This window comes from Stenotrophomonas sp. Steno-Z1, from assembly GCF_056393175.1.
In genome coordinates this window covers 706,286-725,591 of record NZ_JBWJPB010000001.1, presented here as the reverse complement: position 1 = coordinate 725,591, position 19,306 = coordinate 706,286, and the positions used below count along the sequence as shown (strand labels likewise).

Sequence of the window (19,306 nt, the reverse complement as noted above, 5' to 3'; positions counted from 1 at the left end):
CGCATTTTTTCCCCCTTCAACGTCCGCGCAGGAACCAGCGGTCGATCTCCGCCAGCGAAAAACGAGCCCAGGTCGGCCGGCCATGATTGCACTGACCCGAGCGTTCGGTGATTTCCATGTCGCGCAGCAGCGCGTTCATTTCCGGCACGGTCAAGCGCCGGTTGGCCCGCACCGCGCCATGGCAGGCCATGGTCGAGAGCAACTCGTCGCGCGCCGTGGCGATGCGCCGGCTCTGGCCGTGTTCGCGCAGGTCGGTGAGCACGTCGCGCAGCAGGCCCTCGGGCTCGGCATTGGCCAGCAGCGCCGGAATGCTGCGCACATGCAGCGAGCCAGGGCCGGAGCGGGTGATCTCGAAGCCCAACGCCACCAACGTGTCGGCCTCGCGCTCGGCGGTATCGGCGTCGCGTTCGCCGACCGCCAGGGTGATCGGCACCAGCAGCGGCTGCGCATGCAGGCCCATGCCGTCGTGCGCGGTCTTCAGGCGTTCGTAGCCGATCCGCTCATGCGCGGCATGCATGTCGACCACGATCAGGCCTTCGGCGTTCTCGGCCAGGATATAGATCCCGTGCAGCTGCGCGACCGCATAGCCCAGCGGCGGCACGCCGCTGTCGGCGGCGGTGACCGGCAGGCCGTGCTCGCTTGGCATCGGTGGCAATCCCGCCGACACGCCGGCACCGGCGGGCGCGGCATACAACGCGGCATACGCCGAGGGCGCATCGGCCACCTGCAGACCCAACGGCGATTGCTGCGGCCGCCACTGCGTGCCGAAGCCGCCGCCCGCCCCGTTGCCGGCCAGGGCGTAAGCGCCTGTCGAGGGGGCATAGCCCGTGCTCGGCGAGGCCGCAGGCGGCAACCCGCCCGCGTCGGCCCCGACCCCGGCCTGGGTCATGCCGGCGCGGGTCTCGGCCAGCGCTTCTTTCAGGGTGCGGTAAACGAAATCGTGGATCAGCCGCGAGTCGCGGAAGCGCACTTCGTGCTTGGCCGGATGCACGTTGACGTCGACCCGGGTCGGGTCCAGCTCCAGGAACAGCACGTAGGCCGGTTGCCGGCCGTGGAACAGCACGTCGCCGTACGCCATCTTCACCGCGTGGGCCACGCTGCGGTCGCGCACCGACCGCCCGTTGACGTACAGGTATTGCTGGTCGGTGCTGGCGCGCGAGTAATGCGGCTGCGCGATCCAGCCATGCAGGCGCAGGCCGGCGCCGCTGTGATCCACGCGCAACGACTGCGCGGCGAAATCCTCGCCGAGGGTTTCACCCAGGCGCGCATCGGAGTAGAGGTCGCCGGGCTTGTAACGACGCGACGGCTTGCCGTTGTGCGAGACGCGCAGTTCCACGTCCGGGCGCGCCAGTGCCAGCGAGCGCAGCCATTCCTCGATGTGGCCCAGTTCGGTGCGCTCGGCACGCAGGAACTTGCGTCGGGCCGGCACGTTGTAGAACAGCTCGCGTACTTCCACGGTGGTGCCCGGCGCATGCGCGCGCGGGGTGACGTCGCCCAGCTTGCCGCCCTCGATCTGCAGCGCCGACCCGTGCGCGTCGCAGGCGCGGCGCGAGGACAGGGTGAAGCGGCTGACCGAGGCGATCGACGGCAACGCTTCGCCACGAAAACCGAGCGTGGCCACGGCTTCGAGGTCGTCCAGGCTGGCGATCTTGCTGGTGGCGTGGCGCGACACCGCCAGCGGCAGCTCTTCCGGGGCGATCCCGCCGCCATCGTCACGGATGCGGATCAAGCGCACGCCGCCCTCTTCCAGGTCGATGTCGACCCGGGTGGCGCCGGCATCCAGTGCGTTTTCCACCAGTTCCTTGACCACCGACGCAGGCCGCTCGACGACTTCGCCGGCGGCGATCTGGTTGATCAGGATTTCAGGCAGCTGGCGGATGCTCATGCAGGGCTCCGGACGACGGAGGACGCATGGGCGGAGGCGATGGGAACGTGGGGGCAGGACTTCATCGGTAGATGATAGCGTAGCGCCGCCCCGTGCCTGGCCGCAGCGCGGCTTGCACGTAGAGCCGACCGTTGGTCGGCTTGCACGTAGAGCCGACCAACGGTCGGCTGGCATCGCCAAAGGCAGCCGACCAACGGTCGGCTGGCATCGCCAAAGGCAGCCGACCAACGGTCGGCTCTACGGGCGGATTACTTGCTTCCGCCCGCCACGGTGCCGGCCGCGTCGATCTCGGCTTCGGCGCGGGCGGCGTAAAGCGTGCCCGGCGGCGGCTGGCGGCTGAAGAAGGTGTGCACGCCATCGAGTACCGCACCGGCGATCTGGCGCTGGTATGCCGGGTCGATCAGGCGGCGCTCTTCGTCCGGATTGGAGATGAAGGCGGTTTCCACCAGCATCGCCGGCATGTCCGAGGTGCGCAGCACCGCGAAGTTGGCGCGCTCGATGTTGGGCTTGTGGTTCTTGCCGATCCGCTTCAAGCCACCCAGCACGTGGCCGGCGGCGTCTTCAGAGGCCTTCATATAGCCGCTCTGGGCCAGGTCCAGCAGCACGCTAGCCAGGGTCCCTTCGGTCTGCTGCAGGCGCACGCCACCGACCAGGTCGGCGGCGTTTTCCTTGTCGGCCAGCCAGCGCGCGCGCTGCGAGGAGGCGCCCTTGGTGGACAGGACATACACCGACGAACCGGTCGCCGCGCGGTTTTCGGCGGCATCGGCGTGGATCGAGATGAAGATGTCGGCCTTTGCCGCGCGCGCCTTCTGCGCGCGCATCGGCAGCGGAATGAACACGTCGGTGTCGCGGGTCAGGTAGGCCTTCAGGCCCGGGGTGGCATTGACCTGGCGGGCCAGTTCGCGGGCCACGGCCAGGGTGATGTCCTTTTCGCGCTTGCCGGTCGGGCCGACGGCGCCGGGGTCCTGGCCGCCATGACCGGGATCGATCGCCACCACCAGCGGGCGCATGCCCGCGCGCATCTTGATGCGTGAGGCATCGCTGGGCATGGCCGGGCGCGGGATCTCGGCCGGCGGGGTCACCACCGGCGCGGGCGTGGGCGCCGACACGACGGCCGCGGTGGCCTGCCCGGCGAGGATCGCGGCCGGGGTGGCCGAGTTGCTGGCGGCGTTGGCGTTGCCGGCCGCTGCGACGTTGGCGGCCGTCGCCGCGGGCGTCGCCGGGCTGGGCACCGGCGTGGCCGCCGTGGCACTGGCCTGCTGGCGCACCGAGGCGGTGAGCAGCGCGGTGGCGCGGGCGGCATCGCTGCGCGCCTGCGCCGCATCGGCGGCCGTGGTGGTCGCGGTGGAGGTGGCCGGTGCCGCGCTCGACGTCGGCGTCGGCGCGCTGGCAGGCGGCGCTGACGGCGCGCTGCGGGCCACGCTGGCCGGCGCATCGCCCGGCCATTCGATCACCAGGCGCGATTCATCGCCCTGCTTGAGCATCTGCGGGCGGAACGGCGCGACCGATTCGGCCAGGTCGAATACCACCCTGAACGTACCGGGCACCGGCTGGCCGGTGCGCACGGCGGTGACCACGCCCGTGGGCGCGGGCAGCTTGAGATTGCGGACGGCGCTGGAGTCGGGGAAATCGACCACCAGGCGGTTCGGGCCGGCGAGGCTCAGGGTCTTGTAACCGCCACTCCCGGACAGCGCGATTTCCGCGCGGGTGCCGGTGGCACCGGTCTCCAGGCCCACCTGGCGGACTTCGCCCGCCCACGCCAGGGCGCTCGCCAGACACAGTCCGACGGCGGCACAGATGGCGGTGAGTGGTTTCCCCATTGGCATGGGTCAGGATTCAATCACCGCGCTGAATGAAATGCAACACCTTTTCCCTTAATAATCCGTAACCTGCCGGTGTTTCCTAGTGTCAGCCGACAGAAAGGGCCTGCAAGTCACCCCCTTGGGGCAGCCGGGCGAGCCATTCACGACCCGCGTCGCTGGTCGCAGTGAGACGGACGCGACGGCCCTGCCCTTCAATGTCCAGCGCCACGTGCAGGTCGCTCGGCGGCAATGCGCCCGCGCCGCGCTCGGGCCATTCGACCAGCCACAGCGAGGCGCTGCCCTCGTCCAAGCCCAGGAAATCCAGCTCTTCGGCCTGGCCGATGCGGTACAGGTCCAGGTGCCAGGCCTCGTGCCCGTCATCCAACGGGTACCGCTCCACCAGCGTGTAGGTCGGGCTGCGGATGGCGCCCTGCACGCCGAGGGCGCGCAGCAGCGCACGCGCCAGCGTGGACTTGCCCGCGCCGAGGTCGCCCTGCAGCTGCATCACCGCCTGCGGCGGACGGGTGGCGGCCAGCCACTGCCCAAGCAGGTCGGTGTCGTCGCTCTGGGCCAGGAAAAACGTGATCATGCGATGTCGGGTTCCGGATTGACCAGGCGGCGCAGCGGCACCAGCAGGTCGGTGGGGAGCAGGCCACGCTGGCCTTGGGCGGCGGCGCTGTCGCCGGCCAGCGCATGCACCAGTGCGCCGGCGCTCGCCGCATCGAAGGCGTCCAGTCCCTGCGCACGCAGGGCGGCGATGATGCCCGTCAACAGGTCGCCCATGCCACCCACGGCCATGCCCGGGTTGCCCGCCGCGATGACTCGGGGGCGCTGGCCCGGTGCGGCGACCAGCGTGCCGGCCCCCTTCAGCACGACCACCGCGTGGAAGCGCTCGGCCAGCTGGTGCGCAGCGGCGAAACGATCCGCCTGCACCTGCGCGGTGCTGCAGCCAAGCAGTCGTGCGGCCTCACCCGGGTGCGGGGTGAGGATGGCGCCGTGAACCACCTGCGGCGCGGCGGCCAGCAGGTTCAGGGCATCGGCATCGATCACCAGCGGCGTGCCGCTGGCCAGCACCTGCCGCCACAGTTCATGCGCCCAGTCGTCCTGGCCGAGGCCGGGGCCGATGGCGATCACCCTGGCGCGCGGAAACAGCGCCTGCAGGTCGCCGGCGTTTTCGACCGCGTGCACCATGGCCTCGGGCAGTCGCGCCAGCAACGGCGCCGCGTGGGCGGCCTGGGTGGCCACGCTGACCAGCCCCGCGCCGGCACGCAGGGCCGCTTCGCTGGCCAGCATCACCGCTCCGCCACTGCCGTGGTTGCCGCCCACGCACAGCACATGCCCGGATTCGCCCTTGTGCGTATTGGCGCGCCGCGCCGGCAGCAACGCCGCCAGGCGCGCCTGCGCCCAGACACTGGCTGCAGGCGGCACGTCGGTCAGCGCGGCATCGGGCACCTGCAGCGGCGCCAGCCGGCGCTCGCCCACGTACTCCAGCGCATCGCCGGTGTACAGGCCGCGGTGCCTCACGATGAACTGCAGGGTGAGGTGGGCGCGGATGGCCACGCCGGGCACCGCGCCGGTGCCCGCAGCGACGCCGCTGGGCACGTCCAGCGACAGCACCGGCAGCGCAGCGGCGTTGATCGTCTCGATCAGCGCCTTCGCATCCCCTGCCGGCGCGCGGTTCAGGCCCAGTCCGTAGAGCGCATCGACGACAACATCAGTCGCTGGCAGCGCGCCGCTGAAGCACGCCTCTTCGCCGCCGGCATCCCGCCACGCCTGCAGCGCGGCCTGCGCCAGCAGGGTGGCGGCGCCGTCGCCGGCCAGCCGCAGCACCTGCACATGACGCCCGGCCCGGCGCGCCAGCCGGGCCAGCACGTAGCCGTCGCCGCCATTGTTGCCGGGCCCGGCCACCACGCAGATGCGCCGGGCCTGCGGCCAGCGTTCCAGCAGGCACTGCCAGGCAGCCTGGCCGGCCTGCTCCATCAGGCTCGCCCCGCCGTCGCCCAGCCGCGCGCTGGCCTCCGCGTCGATCCGGCGCGCGGCGGCTACATCGAACAGTTCAGCAAGCTCAGGCATGCCGGGATTCTATACTTGTCGCCATGTCTGCTGTTCCGCTCCCCGCCCCCGTCGACCTGGCCCGCGCCGCCCAGCGCGTGCGCGAGATCGCGCGCGTGCACGGTTTCCAGCGCTGCGGCGTGTCCGGCATCGACCTCGGCGAGGACGAAGCGCACCTGGCCGATTGGCTGGGCAAGGGCCTGTACGGCACGATGGAGTGGATGGCGCGGCACGGCACGATGCGCGCGCGCCCGGCCGAACTGCTGCCTGGCACGGTGCGGGTGATCTCGGTGGGCATGGACTACGGCCACAAGGACGATGCCCAGGCCTGGGACACGCTGCACGATGGCGACCGTGCCTACGTGGCGCGCTATGCGCTGGGCCGCGATTACCACAAGCTGATGCGCAACCGCCTGCAGAAGTTTGCCGATGCGATCGCCGCGGAGATCGGCGCCTTCGGCTACCGCGTCTTCGTCGATTCGGCGCCGGTGCTGGAGCGCGCGCTGGCCCGCAATGCCGGGCTCGGGTGGATCGGCAAGCACACCTGCCTGATCGACCGCCAGGGCGGCTCGTGGTTCTTCCTGGGCGAGATCTACATCGACCTGCCGCTGCCGGTGGACACCCCGGCCACGGCGCACTGCGGCACCTGCACGCGCTGCATCGACGTCTGCCCGACCCAGGCCATCATCGCGCCGCAGCGGCTGGATGCCCGGCGCTGCATCTCCTACCTGACCATCGAGCACGATGGCCCGATCCCCGAAGCGATGCGACCGTTGATGGGCAACCGCATCTACGGCTGCGACGACTGCCAGCTGGTGTGCCCCTGGAACAAGTTCGCCCGGCGTACCGACGAGCCGGATTTCCGTGCGCGCAACGACCTGGACACCGCGTCGCTGGCGCAGCTGTTCGCGTGGGAGGAAGACGAATTCCTGCGCCGCACCGAAGGCAGCCCGATCCGGCGCAGCGGGCACGAGCGCTGGTTGCGCAACATCGCCGTGGCGCTGGGCAATGCCCCCACCCACGCCGACACCCTGGCCGCGCTGCACGCGCGCCGCGAGCACGCCTCGCCGATCGTGCGCGAACATGTGCAGTGGGCGCTGCAGCAGCACGCCGCGCGCGACCCGCGGCCGTGACGCGTATGCGACCATGGGCGCCCGTTCGTACCGTTTGACCCGACCATGGACCGCAGCGCGCAGATCCTCACGCCCAGCCAGCTCAACATCCTGGCCCGCGACCTGCTGGAAGGCGCCTTCCCGCTGATCTGGGTGGAGGCCGAACTGGGCAGCGTCACCCGCCCGGCGTCGGGCCACATGTATTTCACCCTGAAGGACGCGCGCGCGCAGATCCGCGCGGCGCTGTTCAAGCCCAAGAGCCAGTGGCTGAAGTTCGTCCCGCGCGACGGCATGCGCGTACTCGCGCGTGGCCGCCTGACCCTGTACGAAGCGCGTGGCGAGTACCAGCTGGTGCTGGACCACATGGAGGAAGCCGGCGAAGGCGCGCTGCGCCGCGCCTATGAGCAGCTCAAGGCGCGGCTGGAGGCGGAGGGCCTGTTCGCGGCCGAGCGCAAGCGCGCGCTGCCCACCCACGTACGCCGCCTGGCCGTCATCACCTCGCCCACCGGCGCGGCCGTGCGCGACGTGCTCAGCGTGCTGGCGCGCCGCTTCCCGCTGCTCGAGGTGGACCTGCTGCCGAGCCTGGTGCAGGGCGACAACGCCGCAGCGCAGATCACCGCGCTGCTGCGGGCTGCCGATGCCAGCGGGCGCTACGACGTGATCCTGCTGACCCGCGGCGGTGGCTCGCTGGAAGACCTGTGGGCCTTCAACGATGAGCACCTCGCCCGCGCCATCGCCGCCAGCCAGACCCCGGTGGTGTCGGCGGTGGGCCACGAAACCGACTTCAGCCTGGCCGACTTCGCCGCCGACCTGCGCGCGCCTACCCCGTCGGTGGCCGCCGAGCTGCTGGTGCCCGACAAGCGCGACCTGCAGCTGCACGTGCGCCGGTTGGCGGCGCGGATGGTGCAGCTGCAACGGCATGGCCTGGGCCAGGCGATGCAGCGCGCCGACCGGGCGTTGCTGCGCTTGAATGCACAAGGCCCGCAGGCGCGCCTGCAACTGCTGCAACGCCGCCAGCAGGACCTGGCGCGGCGCTTGGCCAGCGTGTGGCGGCAGCAACAGGAACGCCGCCAGGCGCAGCTGCGGCATGCCGCCGTGGTGCTGCGCAACGGGCATCCGCAGCGTCGCCTGGACGCCCTGCGCGAGCGCCTGCAGCGCCTGCAGCCGCGCGCCGCGGCGGCGATCGACCGCCAGCTTCAGCGCGACCAGTTGCGCCTGCGCGGCCTGGCCCGTTCGATGGAAGCGGTCAGCCCGTTGGCCACCGTGGCGCGCGGTTACAGCATCCTTACCCGCGAGGACGACGGCAGCCTGGTGCGGTCACCGTTGCAGGTGCGCCCGGGCGACGCGCTGAAGGCACGCGTGCAGGACGGGGTGATCGACGTCGTGGTCAAGGAACCGGCGCGCTGACCACGAACGCCGACCAGGATCACGGGCGCGCGCCTTCGCAGTATTTCTGCCGGTATTCCATCGCCTTGGGCATCAGCGCCTGCAGGTTCTGGATGCGGGTGCCGGGGTTGGGATGGGTGGAAGAGAATTCCGGCGGGGCCTGCCCTCCGCTGCTCTGGCCCATGCGCTCCCACAGCGGGATCGCCTCGCGCGGATCGAAACACGCCGCGGCGGCCAGCATCAGCCCGACCTCATCGGCCTGGGTTTCGTGGCTGCGCGCATACGGCAACAGGTAGCCATAGCCCATCGCCGACATCACCATCTGTTGCTGCTGCGGGTCCATGCCGCTGGCCGCGCCGGCCATCTGCCCGATCTGGGTCAGCTTCTGCTGGGCCATGCGCTGGGCACCGTGCCGCAGCAGCGCGTGCGCGATTTCATGGCCCATCACCACCGCCATCGCATCGACCGTGCGCGCCACCGGGATCAACCCGGTATAGACGGCCATCTTGCCGCCGGGCAGACAGAACGCATTGGCCTGGTCGGACTGGATGACATTCACTTCCCACTCGAAGTCGCGCGAAAAGTGCGCCGGCTTCAGCCCATGCTCCTCGGCCAGCGCGGTCTCCACCACGTCCACCTTGCTGATCAGCCGCTGCGCGATCGCGCGCACGTCGCGCGAGACCTGCGCGTTGGGGTCCAGCGGCCGCTCCTGGGCCAGGATCTCCTGGTAGGCCTGCAGGCCCAGCGCCTTTTCCTCGCTGGCATCGAGCGAACTGTCGATCAGCACGCTCTCCCCGGTGTACGGGTCGACCGCCCGGTTGGAGAACCAGTAGAACGCCGCATACCCGGCAAAGGCCAGCAGCACCCACCAGCGGATGTTGCCGAACATACCCGGGCGCCGGGCCCGGCCCTGTTGTTGACCACCGAATGGATCGTTGCGCATGTTGCAGATTCCTGGCGGGACCGGCGCACGCTGGCCGGCACGGCGTCATGGTAGTGGCTGCGGCGGGACGCGACGTGAGTGCCGCCCGGCACGACTCAGATACCGCGGACCAGGCGGAAGCCGATCCGGGCGCTGGTGGTATCCGAGTCCTGCGATTGCCGCCACGCCGCCCGGGTCTGGTCCGGCGCATTGGCCCAGTTGCCGCCACGGATCACCCGCTGCCGGCAGCCCGGGTTGAACCAGGCCGCGCCATCGGCCGGCGCACGCCGGTAACTGGCGTGCCAGCAATCGGCCACCCATTCGCTGAGATTGCCGGCCACATCGTGCACCCCCCAGGCGTTGGCCTCGAAACTGCCGACCGGCGCCGGCCCCCACCAGCCATCCCCATAGCCGACGAAGGCGTTGTACCAGCGTCGCCCGGTCGGGGAGACGTCCTCGGCACCGGTGAAGTTGCCCGCCCCGGCCGGCGGCGTGCCGGCATCGCCCCAGGGGTAACGGCCGCTGCTGCCGGCGCGCACCACATACTCGAACTCGGCCTCGCTGGGCAGGCGGTAGGAACGCCCGGTCTGCTCGGACAGCCAGGTCGCGTAGTTCTCGGCATCGCGCACGCTCACGTGCATGACCGGCGAATTGGCGATCGCCGGCGCGCCGTTGTAATCCGACCGCCAGTCCACCCCGCTGTGGCGCACGAAGTTGCCGCTGCGTTCGTCGTAGACGATCGAGTGCCCGCGCCGGGTCGCGCGCGGGCGTGCGTTGCTGGCCAGCACGTAGCGCCGGAAATCGGCCACGGTGACCTCGGTGATCGACATCGCGAAGCCGCGCTCGAAGCGCACGTAATGCGAAGGCTTTTCGGCATCGGTGGCGCCGCGCTCGTTGTCGCCGGCGCCCATCTGGAAGCCGCCGTGCGGCACCACGATCATCTGCGGCCCGCGGCCGCCATCGCGCAGCGCATCGCTGAACACCTGGCGCGGCCGGAAGCTGCCGTAGTGGGTCACCAGCTCGATGCGCTCGCGCAACTGCGCCACCACCGGATCGCCCGGCAAGGCAATGCGCAGCGCATCTTCGAGCTTCTCGCGCGCCGGCTTCAGCCCCTGCGGCGTGGTCAGGTCGCGCAGGCCCTCGTCGCGAAGCCGGGTCAGCGTATCGGCCCGGATGCGTTCAACGCGTTCGAACGCATCGGCGATGGTGATGGACGAGTCGCGCACCTTCGCCGCCTCGGCCAGCCAGGTGCCGGCAGTGGCGAAATCCCCGGCGCGCGCGGCCGTTTCGGCCCGGCCGATCAACGCGCTCTCGGCGGCGGCCAGCCCCTGCCGCGCGCGCACGTCATCCGGGTTCAAGCGCAGCGCCTCGCGGAAATTGGGGATCGCGCCATCGCCATCCTCACCCACCCGACCGGCGCGCAGGTCGTCTTCGCCGGCGCGGTTGTACGCGATCACGCGCTGGGCGATCTCCACGCGCGACTGCAGTTGGCGCACGCGCGCATCCTCGGGCGCGATCGCCAGCAGCACCAGCGCCATGTCACTCGCCTGCGCCAGCGCTTCGCGCTGCTTCAAGGGCCGCGACAGCAGTGCACCGGCCTCTTCCAGAAGGCGCAAGCGTGCCTGCTTGAGTCCGGCCAGCGCCTGGCGGTCCTTGCCGTCGCGCTGCAGCAACGCCAGCCAGATCGGAATCGCCGCCTCTTCGTCGGCGTACAGCCGGTCCTGTTCGAACGCCTGTGCCGCCTTGCGCCGCGCGGCGGCCACCGCATCGTCGGCGATCTGCACCGCCGGCGGCTGCCAGCGCGCCACGGTTTCGGCCGCGTCCTCTCCGCCGATGGTCACCTGCGCGGCGGGCGGAACGGCCGCCGCGGCGGTACGCGCGGCCGCCCGGGGCGCCGTCGGGGCGGCGGCCGGCGCGGGCGCGTCGGCCGAACACGCCGCCAGCGCGAGCAGCAGCGCTGCCAGCAACGGCAGGAAGGGAGCAGAAGTGCGCAACATCGGGTTCCTTGCAACCAGGGTCGAGCATGGCCGAACCGGGACGGGCCAGGCAAGCCGCACGACGACCGGTTCATGATACCGGCGCGCGCGCCCGGCACGGCGCGTTATCCTGCGTACCCTGTGCACCCCCTGCAGTAGACGGAACCCACGTGGCTTATTGGATCAAAACCCCGGCGGAACTGGACGAGCGCTACCGCCAGCGCCCCACCCGCATCGGGCTGGACACCGAATTCATCCGCGAACGCACCTACTGGCCGCAGCTGGCCCTGGTGCAGATGGCCGTCGGCGATGAGATCCTGCTGATCGACCCGCTGATCCCCGGCATGAACGAGGCACTGGCCCCGTGGCTGGCCGACACCGCCATCCTGAAGATCATGCACAGCGCCAGCGAAGACCTGGTGACCTTCAAGGTCGCCTGCGGCGTGCTGCCGCGGCCGCTGTTCGATACCCAGATCGGCGCGGCCCTGGCCGGCATCGGCGGCGGCATGGGCTACCAGAAGCTGGTCAACGCAGTCACCGGCGTCACCCTGGCCAAGGGCGAGACGCGCTCGGACTGGATGCGCCGGCCGTTGTCCGACGCGCAGCTGGACTACGCCGCCGACGACGTCGAGTACCTGTTCGCCATCCACGATGCGATCGACGCCAAGCTCGGCGAACTCGATCGCCGGCAATGGCTGCACGACGATGCCGAACGCCTGCTTGCCAGCGTCGAGCATGACGAAGACCGCTGGCCGCACGTGGCGATGCGCTCGGCGCAGTTCATGGACGCCCCCGCGCAACACCGCCTGCTGCGGCTGCTGCGCTGGCGCGACGTGCAGGCGCGCGCCAGCGACAAGCCGCGCAGCTGGATCCTGGACAACGAACTGGCGGCGGTGCTCGCCCGCACGCCGCCGGCCGATGTCCCGGCACTGGAAAAGCTGATGGAGAGCTTCCCCAAGGCGCCGCGCAAACTGGCCAGCCAGGTCTGGCAGGCGCTGGACACGCCGCTGGACGACGAGGCCGACGCACCGCTGGCGCTGCCGGCCAACGACAGCAACAAGCAGGTGCTGAAGCGGCTGCAGGATGCGGTCAGCGCGCGTACCGCCGAGCTCGGCCTGCCCGACGGCGTGCTGGCCTCGCGCAAGCACCTGGAAAGCTACCTGGAAAGTGGCCAGTGGCCGCCGGCACTGGCGGGATGGCGCCGGGAACAGCTCGAACCGGTGTTGGCCCCGCTGCTGCCGGCCTGAGCCGGCGGATCGGCCCGCGGGGCGAGCGCAGACTGCTGGCCCCGTCCTCCCATGCGCGGATGCACACCGCACCGCCCGGCAGCCCATCCGGGCTGCACCGGGGCGTGCGGCCTCGCGCACCTCACACGTAGCCGCGTGATTTCAGCCGTGCCCAGCGCTCGGGCCCGATCGCACGGCGCATCCCGGGTAGCGGATCAAGGTTGCCGCTGTTGTCGGCCACGGCCACCACGAAATCCTCGCTGGTGTGCAACAGCGCACGGCGTTCGGGCGCGTCCAGCCACGCGGCCACCTGCTTCAGCACACGCCTGGCCGACACCGGGCTCTGGCGCAGCGCCATGTACTGGCCGTGGCGCTGGCATGCCTCGGTCAGCGCGGGGAGATCGAACCAGTGTTCGTCGGCGTCGCCCTGTGCATGGCGGATCTCGTCGGGCGCCCACAGGTAGTAGCGCACGTCTTCGCCCCGCGCCAGTACCGCATCTCGATACGACTGCCGACCCCAGACCAGGAACGGCGGCCATGCGGCGGTGGGGTCTTCGTCGGTGAAGCACAGCAACAGGCAATACAGGGGTTCGGTGCGTGGAATGCGCGGCAGTTGCACCGCGATCGCCTCGATCAACAGCCGCTCGACCTCGGCACCCAGCGTTGCCAGGGTTTCACCCGGGCGTGGGCGCTGGTACTCCAGGCGCCGCTGTCCGCTGGGGCTGCCATCGGCCTCCAGGTATTCCAGCACGATCGTATCGAGCTGGCCGGCATCGTCGTAGGCATAGACGTTCTGGCACCACCAGGTGGGCTGGTCCGACGACCAGTTTTCGATCACCACGCGCTGCAGCTGCCCGCCCTGCCAGTGGTAGGTCTGGTTGAAGCCGCGCGCCGCATCGACGAGATCCAGCGCGAGCAGGCGCCCGTCCTGCTCACGGTGCGCCCACGCCGCGTTGATATCGCCACCGGCATCGAACCCCAGGCCGTGGCGCACCCCGGGTGCGTGCAGCCATGCCATGGTGTGACCGTTGGGCCAGCACTCGATCAGTACCCGGTCGTGCGCGTCCAGGCCGTGCTGCACATGCACCTGCGGTTTGGCCTTTGCATCGGCGATCCAGCGCGTTGCCGGGCCACCATGGTGTTCCTGCGAGAAGGGCGTCTGCGACCCCATCGATTCGTTGGCCCAGCGCCAGCGCACCACCTGCGCCCGGCATCGGGCCAGCAGGTCGATGGCGGCGGACGGGTCCCGGTAGCGGGCATACAGTTCTTTGAGCATGGTCGGGCTCCGTTCAACGCCAGGCACCCGGACATCGCAGGCGCCGGCTGCGGCTGCGGCTGCGGACGATAGCACGCAGATGTGCCAACGCCGATGCCTGCAAACGACAACGCCCTGCGGGTGCAGGGCGTTGTGGGTGACACATCGCACGGCTACCGGCACCGCGTTATCGCGGTGCCGGCACGTGCCGCTTACCAGTTCATGTTCAACGAGACACCCACGGTGCGCGGTTCGTTATAGACCGCGGCCATGTAGTTTTCGATCACGCCCTTGAGGTTCTTTTCGTTGGTGATGTTGCGTGCGAACAGCGCCACTTCCCACGCACCGTAGTTGCCGGAATAACCCAGCTTCAGGCCGCCTTCGAAACTGCCCTTGGAGTTGAACTCGGCCGAGTCGTACAGCACGAAGCTGGTGTAGCCCTGCTTGTTCCAGTCGGTGGAGACGAAGAACACATCGCTGTCGTTGACCGGCACGTCGTAACGCGCGGCCAGGTTGATGTTGTACTTCGGCGCGTTCGGCAACGGGTTGCCGTTGATCTGGGCGAAGGTGTTGGCACCGACCTTGATGGTCGGGTCGTTCACCGTGCACACCACCGCGCCGTTCAGCGCGCAGACCTGGGCGTAGACGCGGTCGTCCTGGATTTCGCTGTGCAGCAGGCTGACGCCGGCGCTCAGGCTCAGGTTCGGGATCGGGCGCAGTTCCATGTCCGCTTCCAGGCCGTAGGCCTTGGCCTTGTCGGCGTTGAACAGCACGCCGTTGCCATCCGAATCGTTGCCGTTGAGCTGGATGTCGTTGACCACGTAGGTGAAGGCAGCGGCATTCACGCGCAGGCGGTTGTCCCACAGGCTGCTCTTGATGCCTGCTTCCCAGGACAGGATGGTTTCCGAATCGGCGGTGGTGAAGTCGGCATTGAACACCGCAGAGCGACCCTGGATGGTCGGGCCGCGGAAGCCACGGGCCACGCGCGCATACACGCTGAACTGCGGGTTGAACGCGTACATCGCGCTCACGTCCCAGCTCGGGGTGGTGTCGGCCATTTCCACGTCGGTGCGACCCTTGTAGGTCACCACGCCGGCGGCGGTATCGGCGGTCTTGAGCAGGCGGGTGTGCTTCTCGTCGCGGGTCTGGCGCAGGCCGGCGGTCAGGGTGAACTTGTCGGTCACGTCATAGCTGACCTGGCCAAACCCGGCCCAGGAGGTGTTGACGTTGCGCAGGCGCACCCAGTTGTTCGGGTTGCGTGCATTGCCCTGCAGGAACCAGGCGCGCTGGTAGAAATCGGTGGTGTCGCGGCCGTCGAAGTAGAACGCGCCGACCTGCCACTTGAGGCGGTTGTCGTCGCCATTGGCCAGGCGGATTTCCTGGGTCCACTGGTCCAGGTCGCGGATCTGGCCCATCGACTGGCCGTAGCCGTTGGCCACGCCGTTGACCGGGAAGTTGGCCGCGGCGCCGCCGTCGGTATCGCCGCGGCTGTAACCGGAGGTGGTCTCGTAGGCGGTGATCGAGGTCAGCGAGACATTGCCGAAATCGTAGACCGCCTTCACCGAACCGCCGTAGGTCTTGTAGGACTGCGGGTTGTTGTCCGCCTCGTCGTAAGCCACGCGGTCGCGCGCCACGTCGGTCTTGTTGGAGCCCTTGGTCACCGCGCCACGCAGGAACAGGGTGGAGGTGCCGTCATAGTCACGCGCATGCGCCGAGGCCAGCAGCGAGAAATTGTCGCTGGGCTGCAGCAGGAGCTGGGCGCGCACGTTGCGGTCGTCGAAGCCGCCCATGGCGTTCTTGCGCGGCGCGACCGTGCCATCGGCGCTGGGCCCGGTGTAGGTGTTGTCCACGTAATCATCGCGGTGCTGGTACAGCGCCGACACGCGGAACGAGGCGATGTCATTGATCGCACCGCCCACGCCGCCGTCGATGGCCACGCTGCCGTAGCTGCCATAGCTGGCCTGCACGCGGCCGCTGGCGTCCTGGCTCGGCTTGATGGTGTCGAACTTGACGATGCCGGCGGTGGTGTTGCGGCCGAACAGCGTGCCCTGCGGGCCGCGCAGCACTTCGATCTGGTCCACGTCGTAGACCGGGTTGGACTTCAGCACCACGTGCTCGAGGACCACGTCGTCCTGAATGATCGAGACCGGCTGCGAGGCACCCAGGTAGAAGTCGATGTTGCCCAGGCCACGGATGTAGAAGCGCGGGAAGATGCGCCCGGTGGTGGTCTCGGCGTAGAAGCTGGGCACCTTGCCCGACAGCGCCAGCAGGGTGTCGTCGCCGCCGGCGGTGTAATCGCGGATCTTCTCGCCCTGGACCACGCCGACCGAGACCGGCACTTCCTGCAGGTTGCGCTCGCGGTGGTCGGCGTTGACGGTGATGGCATCCAGCGAGGTCGGCGTGGCGTCCTGCGCCATCGCGGTGCCGGCCAGGCCGAACAGCGCGGTGGTGGCACAGGCCAGCGCCAGTGCATGGCGGCGCGGCAGCGCGGTGGAACGGCGGGACGACATCGACGCGGAGGTGGTGCGATAGGCAGGCATGCAGGGTCTCGGGGGTACGGATCTGGGTGGCGTGCGGCGCACGCGGATGAACAACATCGACACCGCTGCGCGGGCAGCGATGGGGCACGGTATTGCGTGGATGTTGCAGGCTGGTTGCAGGGCGATGCGGGGGACGGCCGTCCATCCCCCTCCCCTGGTCTGCTGGCTGAGCCGCCGGGATTCTGGCGCGGATTATGCCCGCTCGTCGTCGCGCCCGGTAGGCTTGACGATGTGCCGGATGTGGCCGACGGCGCCCGCGGACGACGCCGCAGGCGCCGCCGCGCGGACTCAGGCCGCCGCGGACTGGCGCTCGGCGCGAGGGCTGCCGGCCAGTCGGAAACGGCCCACTGTCTGCTGCAGGTCGGCCGACTGGGCATTCAATGCACGCGCCGCCGCCGAGGCCTCTTCCACCAGTGCCGCGTTCTGCTGGGTCACCCCGTCCATCTGCACGATGCCCTGGTTGACCTGCTCGATGCCCGCGGCCTGCTCCTGGCTGGCGCTGGCGATGTCTTCGATCAGGCCACTCAATTCGCCCACCGAGGCGACCACCCGCTGCAGGGTCTGGCCGGCCTGGCTGGCCAACTGGCTGCCTTCGGCAACCTGGCTGCCGGAGGCCTCGATCAGGCCCTTGATCTCGCGCGCGGCCTGCGCCGAGCGCTGTGCCAGCGCCCGCACCTCCGAGGCGACCACGGCAAAGCCACGCCCTTCCTCGCCTGCGCGGGCAGCTTCCACCGCCGCATTGAGCGCCAGGATGTTGGTCTGGAAGGCAATGCCATCGATGACCGTGGTGATGTCGGCGATGCGGTGCGAGGACGCTTCGATCCCGGCCATGGTCTGCACCACCTGCGCCACCGCCGCCCCGCCCTGCGCGGCCACCTCGGCCGCGTCGGTCGCCAGCCGGTCGGCGCGACGTGCGTGGTCGGCGTTCTGCTTGACCGCCGCGGTGAGCTCCTCAAGCGAGGCCGCCGATTCTTCCAGGCTGGCCGCCTGCTGCTCGGTCCGCCGTGACAGGTCCTCATTGCCCGCCGCGATCTCGGCCGAGGCACTGGACACCGATACCGCCGCCTGCTGGATGTCGCCGACGATGGCGGTCAGCTGCGCCACGGTGGCGTTGGCATCGTCACGCATGGTGGCGAACACGCCCTGGAACTCGCCGTCGATGCGGCCACGCAGGTCGCCGGCGGCGAGCGCGCGCAGCAGCCCGGACAACGCGGCGAGGTTGCGGTCGGCGGTCACCATCAGGGTATTGAGGCCCTGGACCATGTCGCGGAAATCGTACTCGAAGGCCTCCGCATCGCCGCGCTCGCTGAAGTCGCCGGCGGCCGCCGCCGCCACCAGGCGCTTGATCTCGCCATTGATCGCCAGCAACCGCCCGCGCACGCCGTTGACCGCCTCGGTGATCAGCGCCTTCTCGCCCGGCAGGTCTTCCATCGACGCCGACAGGTCGCCGCTGGCGTAGGACCGCACCAGGTCGACCATGCGCATCTTGGTCTCGATGTGCGCGGCCACCAGTGCATTGGTGCCGGTCACCATCGTGCCGAACTCGCCCTCGAACCGGCTGGCGTCGATGCGGTGGCTGATCGCGCCATCGGCGTGGCGGCGACTCATTTCGTTCTGCGCCTGGATGATCTCGCGCAGCTTGGCCTGCATCTGTTGCAGTGCGCCCATCAACTGCCCGACCTCGTCCTGCCGCGCGACCACGATCTGCCGGTCCAGGCGACCGGCCGCCACATCGCGCGCCACCTGCCCGGCCTGGGCCAGCGGCGTGGTGAGCATGCGCTTGACCACCACCAGCAGGGCCACGATTACCACCAGCAGGCCCAGCCCGGCCACCAACGCGATGCGCAGCATCAGCGTGTGCAACACGTTCTGCAGCACCGACACCGGCTCCAGCCCGAGCACCGCCCACTGCCAGGGGCCGTACGCCTGGGCCGAGACGAAGTAGGCCTGGGCAGGGCCATCGGCGCGCTCGCGGATGTGCAGCGTGGCCTGGTCGAGGGTGCCGGCAAGCAGTGCTTCCAGCGCCGGCAGGTCGGCGGCGTCCACATGCGCGGTGATGGACTGGCCCTCGTCGGCCGGTGCGACGATCAGGCTGCCATGGCGTTCGCCGGGACGGGTATCGACCGCCAGGAAGTGGCCTTCCTTGCCGAGCTGCGCGCTGCGCAACCGGGTCTTCAGCGCCGTCAGCCCGTCGGAGTAGTTCTGGCCGACGAAGGCGATGCCGGCCACCTCGCCGTTGGCGTCGGTGATGGGCATGTAATGGGTCATGTAGTCCATCCCGAACAGGCGCGCCGGCCCGGTGTAGCGGCCGCCCTCAAGCAGCTTGCGGTACGCCGGATGCGCATGGTCGAGCACGGTCCCCAGCGCACGCGCGCCCTCGGCGTTGCGCAGCGAGGTGGACACCCGCACGAAATCCTCGCCGTCGCGCACGAACACCGTCGCCACGCCGCCGGTTGCGCTGGCGAAGCGATCCACGGCGGTCTCCTGCAGGTTGATCACCTGCGCCCCCAGGCGCAGCGTCGGCACCTGGCGCTCGCCGACCGCCATCGGGTGGGCGGTGTCCACGCTGGCATCGCCCTCGGGCAGCAGCGCGCGGAAGGTGCCGGCCATGCGTTCGGTGCTGTCGCTCAGGGTGCGGTCGTACAGGTCCACCGAATCGCGCATCAGCGCGGTCGAGGACTGCAGGCCGGCCTGCACCCGCTGCTGGTAGCTGCTCGCGGCCTGGCGATAGATGAGCACCGCCAGCACGACGAAGGCAACGGCAGTGATGATGCCCATCAGCAGCGCGAGGCGCGCGCCGATGGACGAGGAGAAAACGGTGGCGGCACGGGTCGTCATCGTTGGTACTCGAGGAGAAAAGTGTGGGATGTTCGTCACACTTCTTATCGGCACCCTTTCTGGTCCTCTTTACGTTTTCCTGCCTAGTCCTTTTGTACTAGGAACAGTACGCAAGTGCTTGTTTCATATGGTTCAAGCGTGAATTGGCTCTTCACAAATCCACCCGAACGTTCAGAATTCCAGCGCGCGGCCGAGGACGGAGGCCGTCGTGCCCGCTTGAGGGCGTACGCACGCCCCCGTACGTGCGGGATTGCAGCGGGTCTTGGCAGCGCCCCATTCACGGCGCTAGACTAGGCCCAACGCGAGGCGGTG

12 protein-coding genes are annotated in these 19,306 nt (G+C 69.8%); 3 read left to right on the top strand and 9 right to left on the bottom strand.

Features of this window, described 5'->3' with window-relative positions; all coding sequences use genetic code 11:
- Positions 1-16: 16 nt before the first annotated feature.
- The 4 genes from mutL to AC06FD_RS03040 form a co-directional block, all read right to left on the bottom strand.
- Positions 17-1,885 carry a DNA mismatch repair endonuclease MutL gene (mutL, locus tag AC06FD_RS03055; protein ID WP_478076949.1) on the bottom strand — a complete coding sequence of 623 codons (1,869 nt, stop codon included), beginning with the start codon at positions 1,883-1,885 and terminating at the stop codon, positions 17-19.
- A gap of 248 nt (positions 1,886-2,133) precedes the next feature.
- On the bottom strand, positions 2,134-3,705 hold the full coding sequence (locus AC06FD_RS03050; protein ID WP_478076948.1) for an N-acetylmuramoyl-L-alanine amidase: 1,572 nt from the start codon (positions 3,703-3,705) through the stop codon (positions 2,134-2,136).
- Between the two features lie 88 nt (positions 3,706-3,793).
- Positions 3,794-4,276 carry a tRNA (adenosine(37)-N6)-threonylcarbamoyltransferase complex ATPase subunit type 1 TsaE gene (gene tsaE / locus AC06FD_RS03045; RefSeq protein WP_394162458.1) on the bottom strand — a complete coding sequence of 161 codons (483 nt, stop codon included), beginning with the start codon at positions 4,274-4,276 and terminating at the stop codon, positions 3,794-3,796.
- Positions 4,273-5,760 carry an NAD(P)H-hydrate dehydratase gene (locus AC06FD_RS03040; protein ID WP_478076947.1) on the bottom strand — a complete coding sequence of 496 codons (1,488 nt, stop codon included), beginning with the start codon at positions 5,758-5,760 and terminating at the stop codon, positions 4,273-4,275. Before AC06FD_RS03040 ends, tsaE begins: the two co-directional genes overlap by 4 nt.
- Before the next feature lie 23 nt (positions 5,761-5,783).
- Between AC06FD_RS03040 and queG the strand changes: the two genes are divergently transcribed.
- Both queG and xseA read left to right on the top strand, forming a co-directional pair.
- On the top strand, positions 5,784-6,872 hold the full coding sequence (gene queG / locus AC06FD_RS03035) for a tRNA epoxyqueuosine(34) reductase QueG (RefSeq protein WP_259203478.1): 1,089 nt from the start codon (positions 5,784-5,786) through the stop codon (positions 6,870-6,872).
- A 45-nt stretch (positions 6,873-6,917) separates the two neighbouring features.
- Positions 6,918-8,258, top strand: a complete 1,341-nt coding sequence (xseA, locus tag AC06FD_RS03030) for an exodeoxyribonuclease VII large subunit (protein WP_259203480.1) — start codon at positions 6,918-6,920, stop codon at positions 8,256-8,258.
- A gap of 19 nt (positions 8,259-8,277) precedes the next feature.
- Here the strand turns inward: xseA and AC06FD_RS03025 are convergent, their stop codons facing one another.
- The gene (locus AC06FD_RS03025) at positions 8,278-9,180 is read right to left on the bottom strand and encodes a M48 family metallopeptidase (protein WP_478076946.1); all 903 of its coding nucleotides are present in this window, start codon (positions 9,178-9,180) and stop codon (positions 8,278-8,280) included.
- Between the two features lie 95 nt (positions 9,181-9,275).
- A complete protein-coding gene (locus tag AC06FD_RS03020) occupies positions 9,276-11,156 on the bottom strand; it encodes a formylglycine-generating enzyme family protein (RefSeq protein WP_259203484.1) in 1,881 nt (626 codons plus the stop codon).
- Between the two features lie 149 nt (positions 11,157-11,305).
- Here AC06FD_RS03020 and rnd point away from each other — a divergent pair, with 149 nt between their 5' ends.
- On the top strand, positions 11,306-12,382 hold the full coding sequence (rnd, locus tag AC06FD_RS03015) for a ribonuclease D (RefSeq protein ID WP_478076945.1): 1,077 nt from the start codon (positions 11,306-11,308) through the stop codon (positions 12,380-12,382).
- Between the two features lie 121 nt (positions 12,383-12,503).
- On the opposite strand, the gene AC06FD_RS03010 is transcribed toward rnd, so the two are convergent.
- The 3 genes from AC06FD_RS03010 to AC06FD_RS03000 form a co-directional block, all read right to left on the bottom strand.
- Positions 12,504-13,637, bottom strand: coding sequence for a hypothetical protein (locus tag AC06FD_RS03010; protein ID WP_478076944.1), 1,134 nt, complete (start codon positions 13,635-13,637; stop codon positions 12,504-12,506).
- 191 nt (positions 13,638-13,828) lie between these two features.
- Positions 13,829-16,126, bottom strand: coding sequence for a TonB-dependent receptor (locus AC06FD_RS03005; RefSeq protein ID WP_394162682.1), 2,298 nt, complete (start codon positions 16,124-16,126; stop codon positions 13,829-13,831).
- Between the two features lie 318 nt (positions 16,127-16,444).
- Positions 16,445-18,994: a Cache 3/Cache 2 fusion domain-containing protein gene (locus AC06FD_RS03000; RefSeq protein ID WP_478076943.1), complete on the bottom strand. Its 2,550-nt coding sequence runs from the start codon at positions 18,992-18,994 to the stop codon at positions 16,445-16,447.
- Positions 18,995-19,306 lie beyond the last annotated feature (312 nt).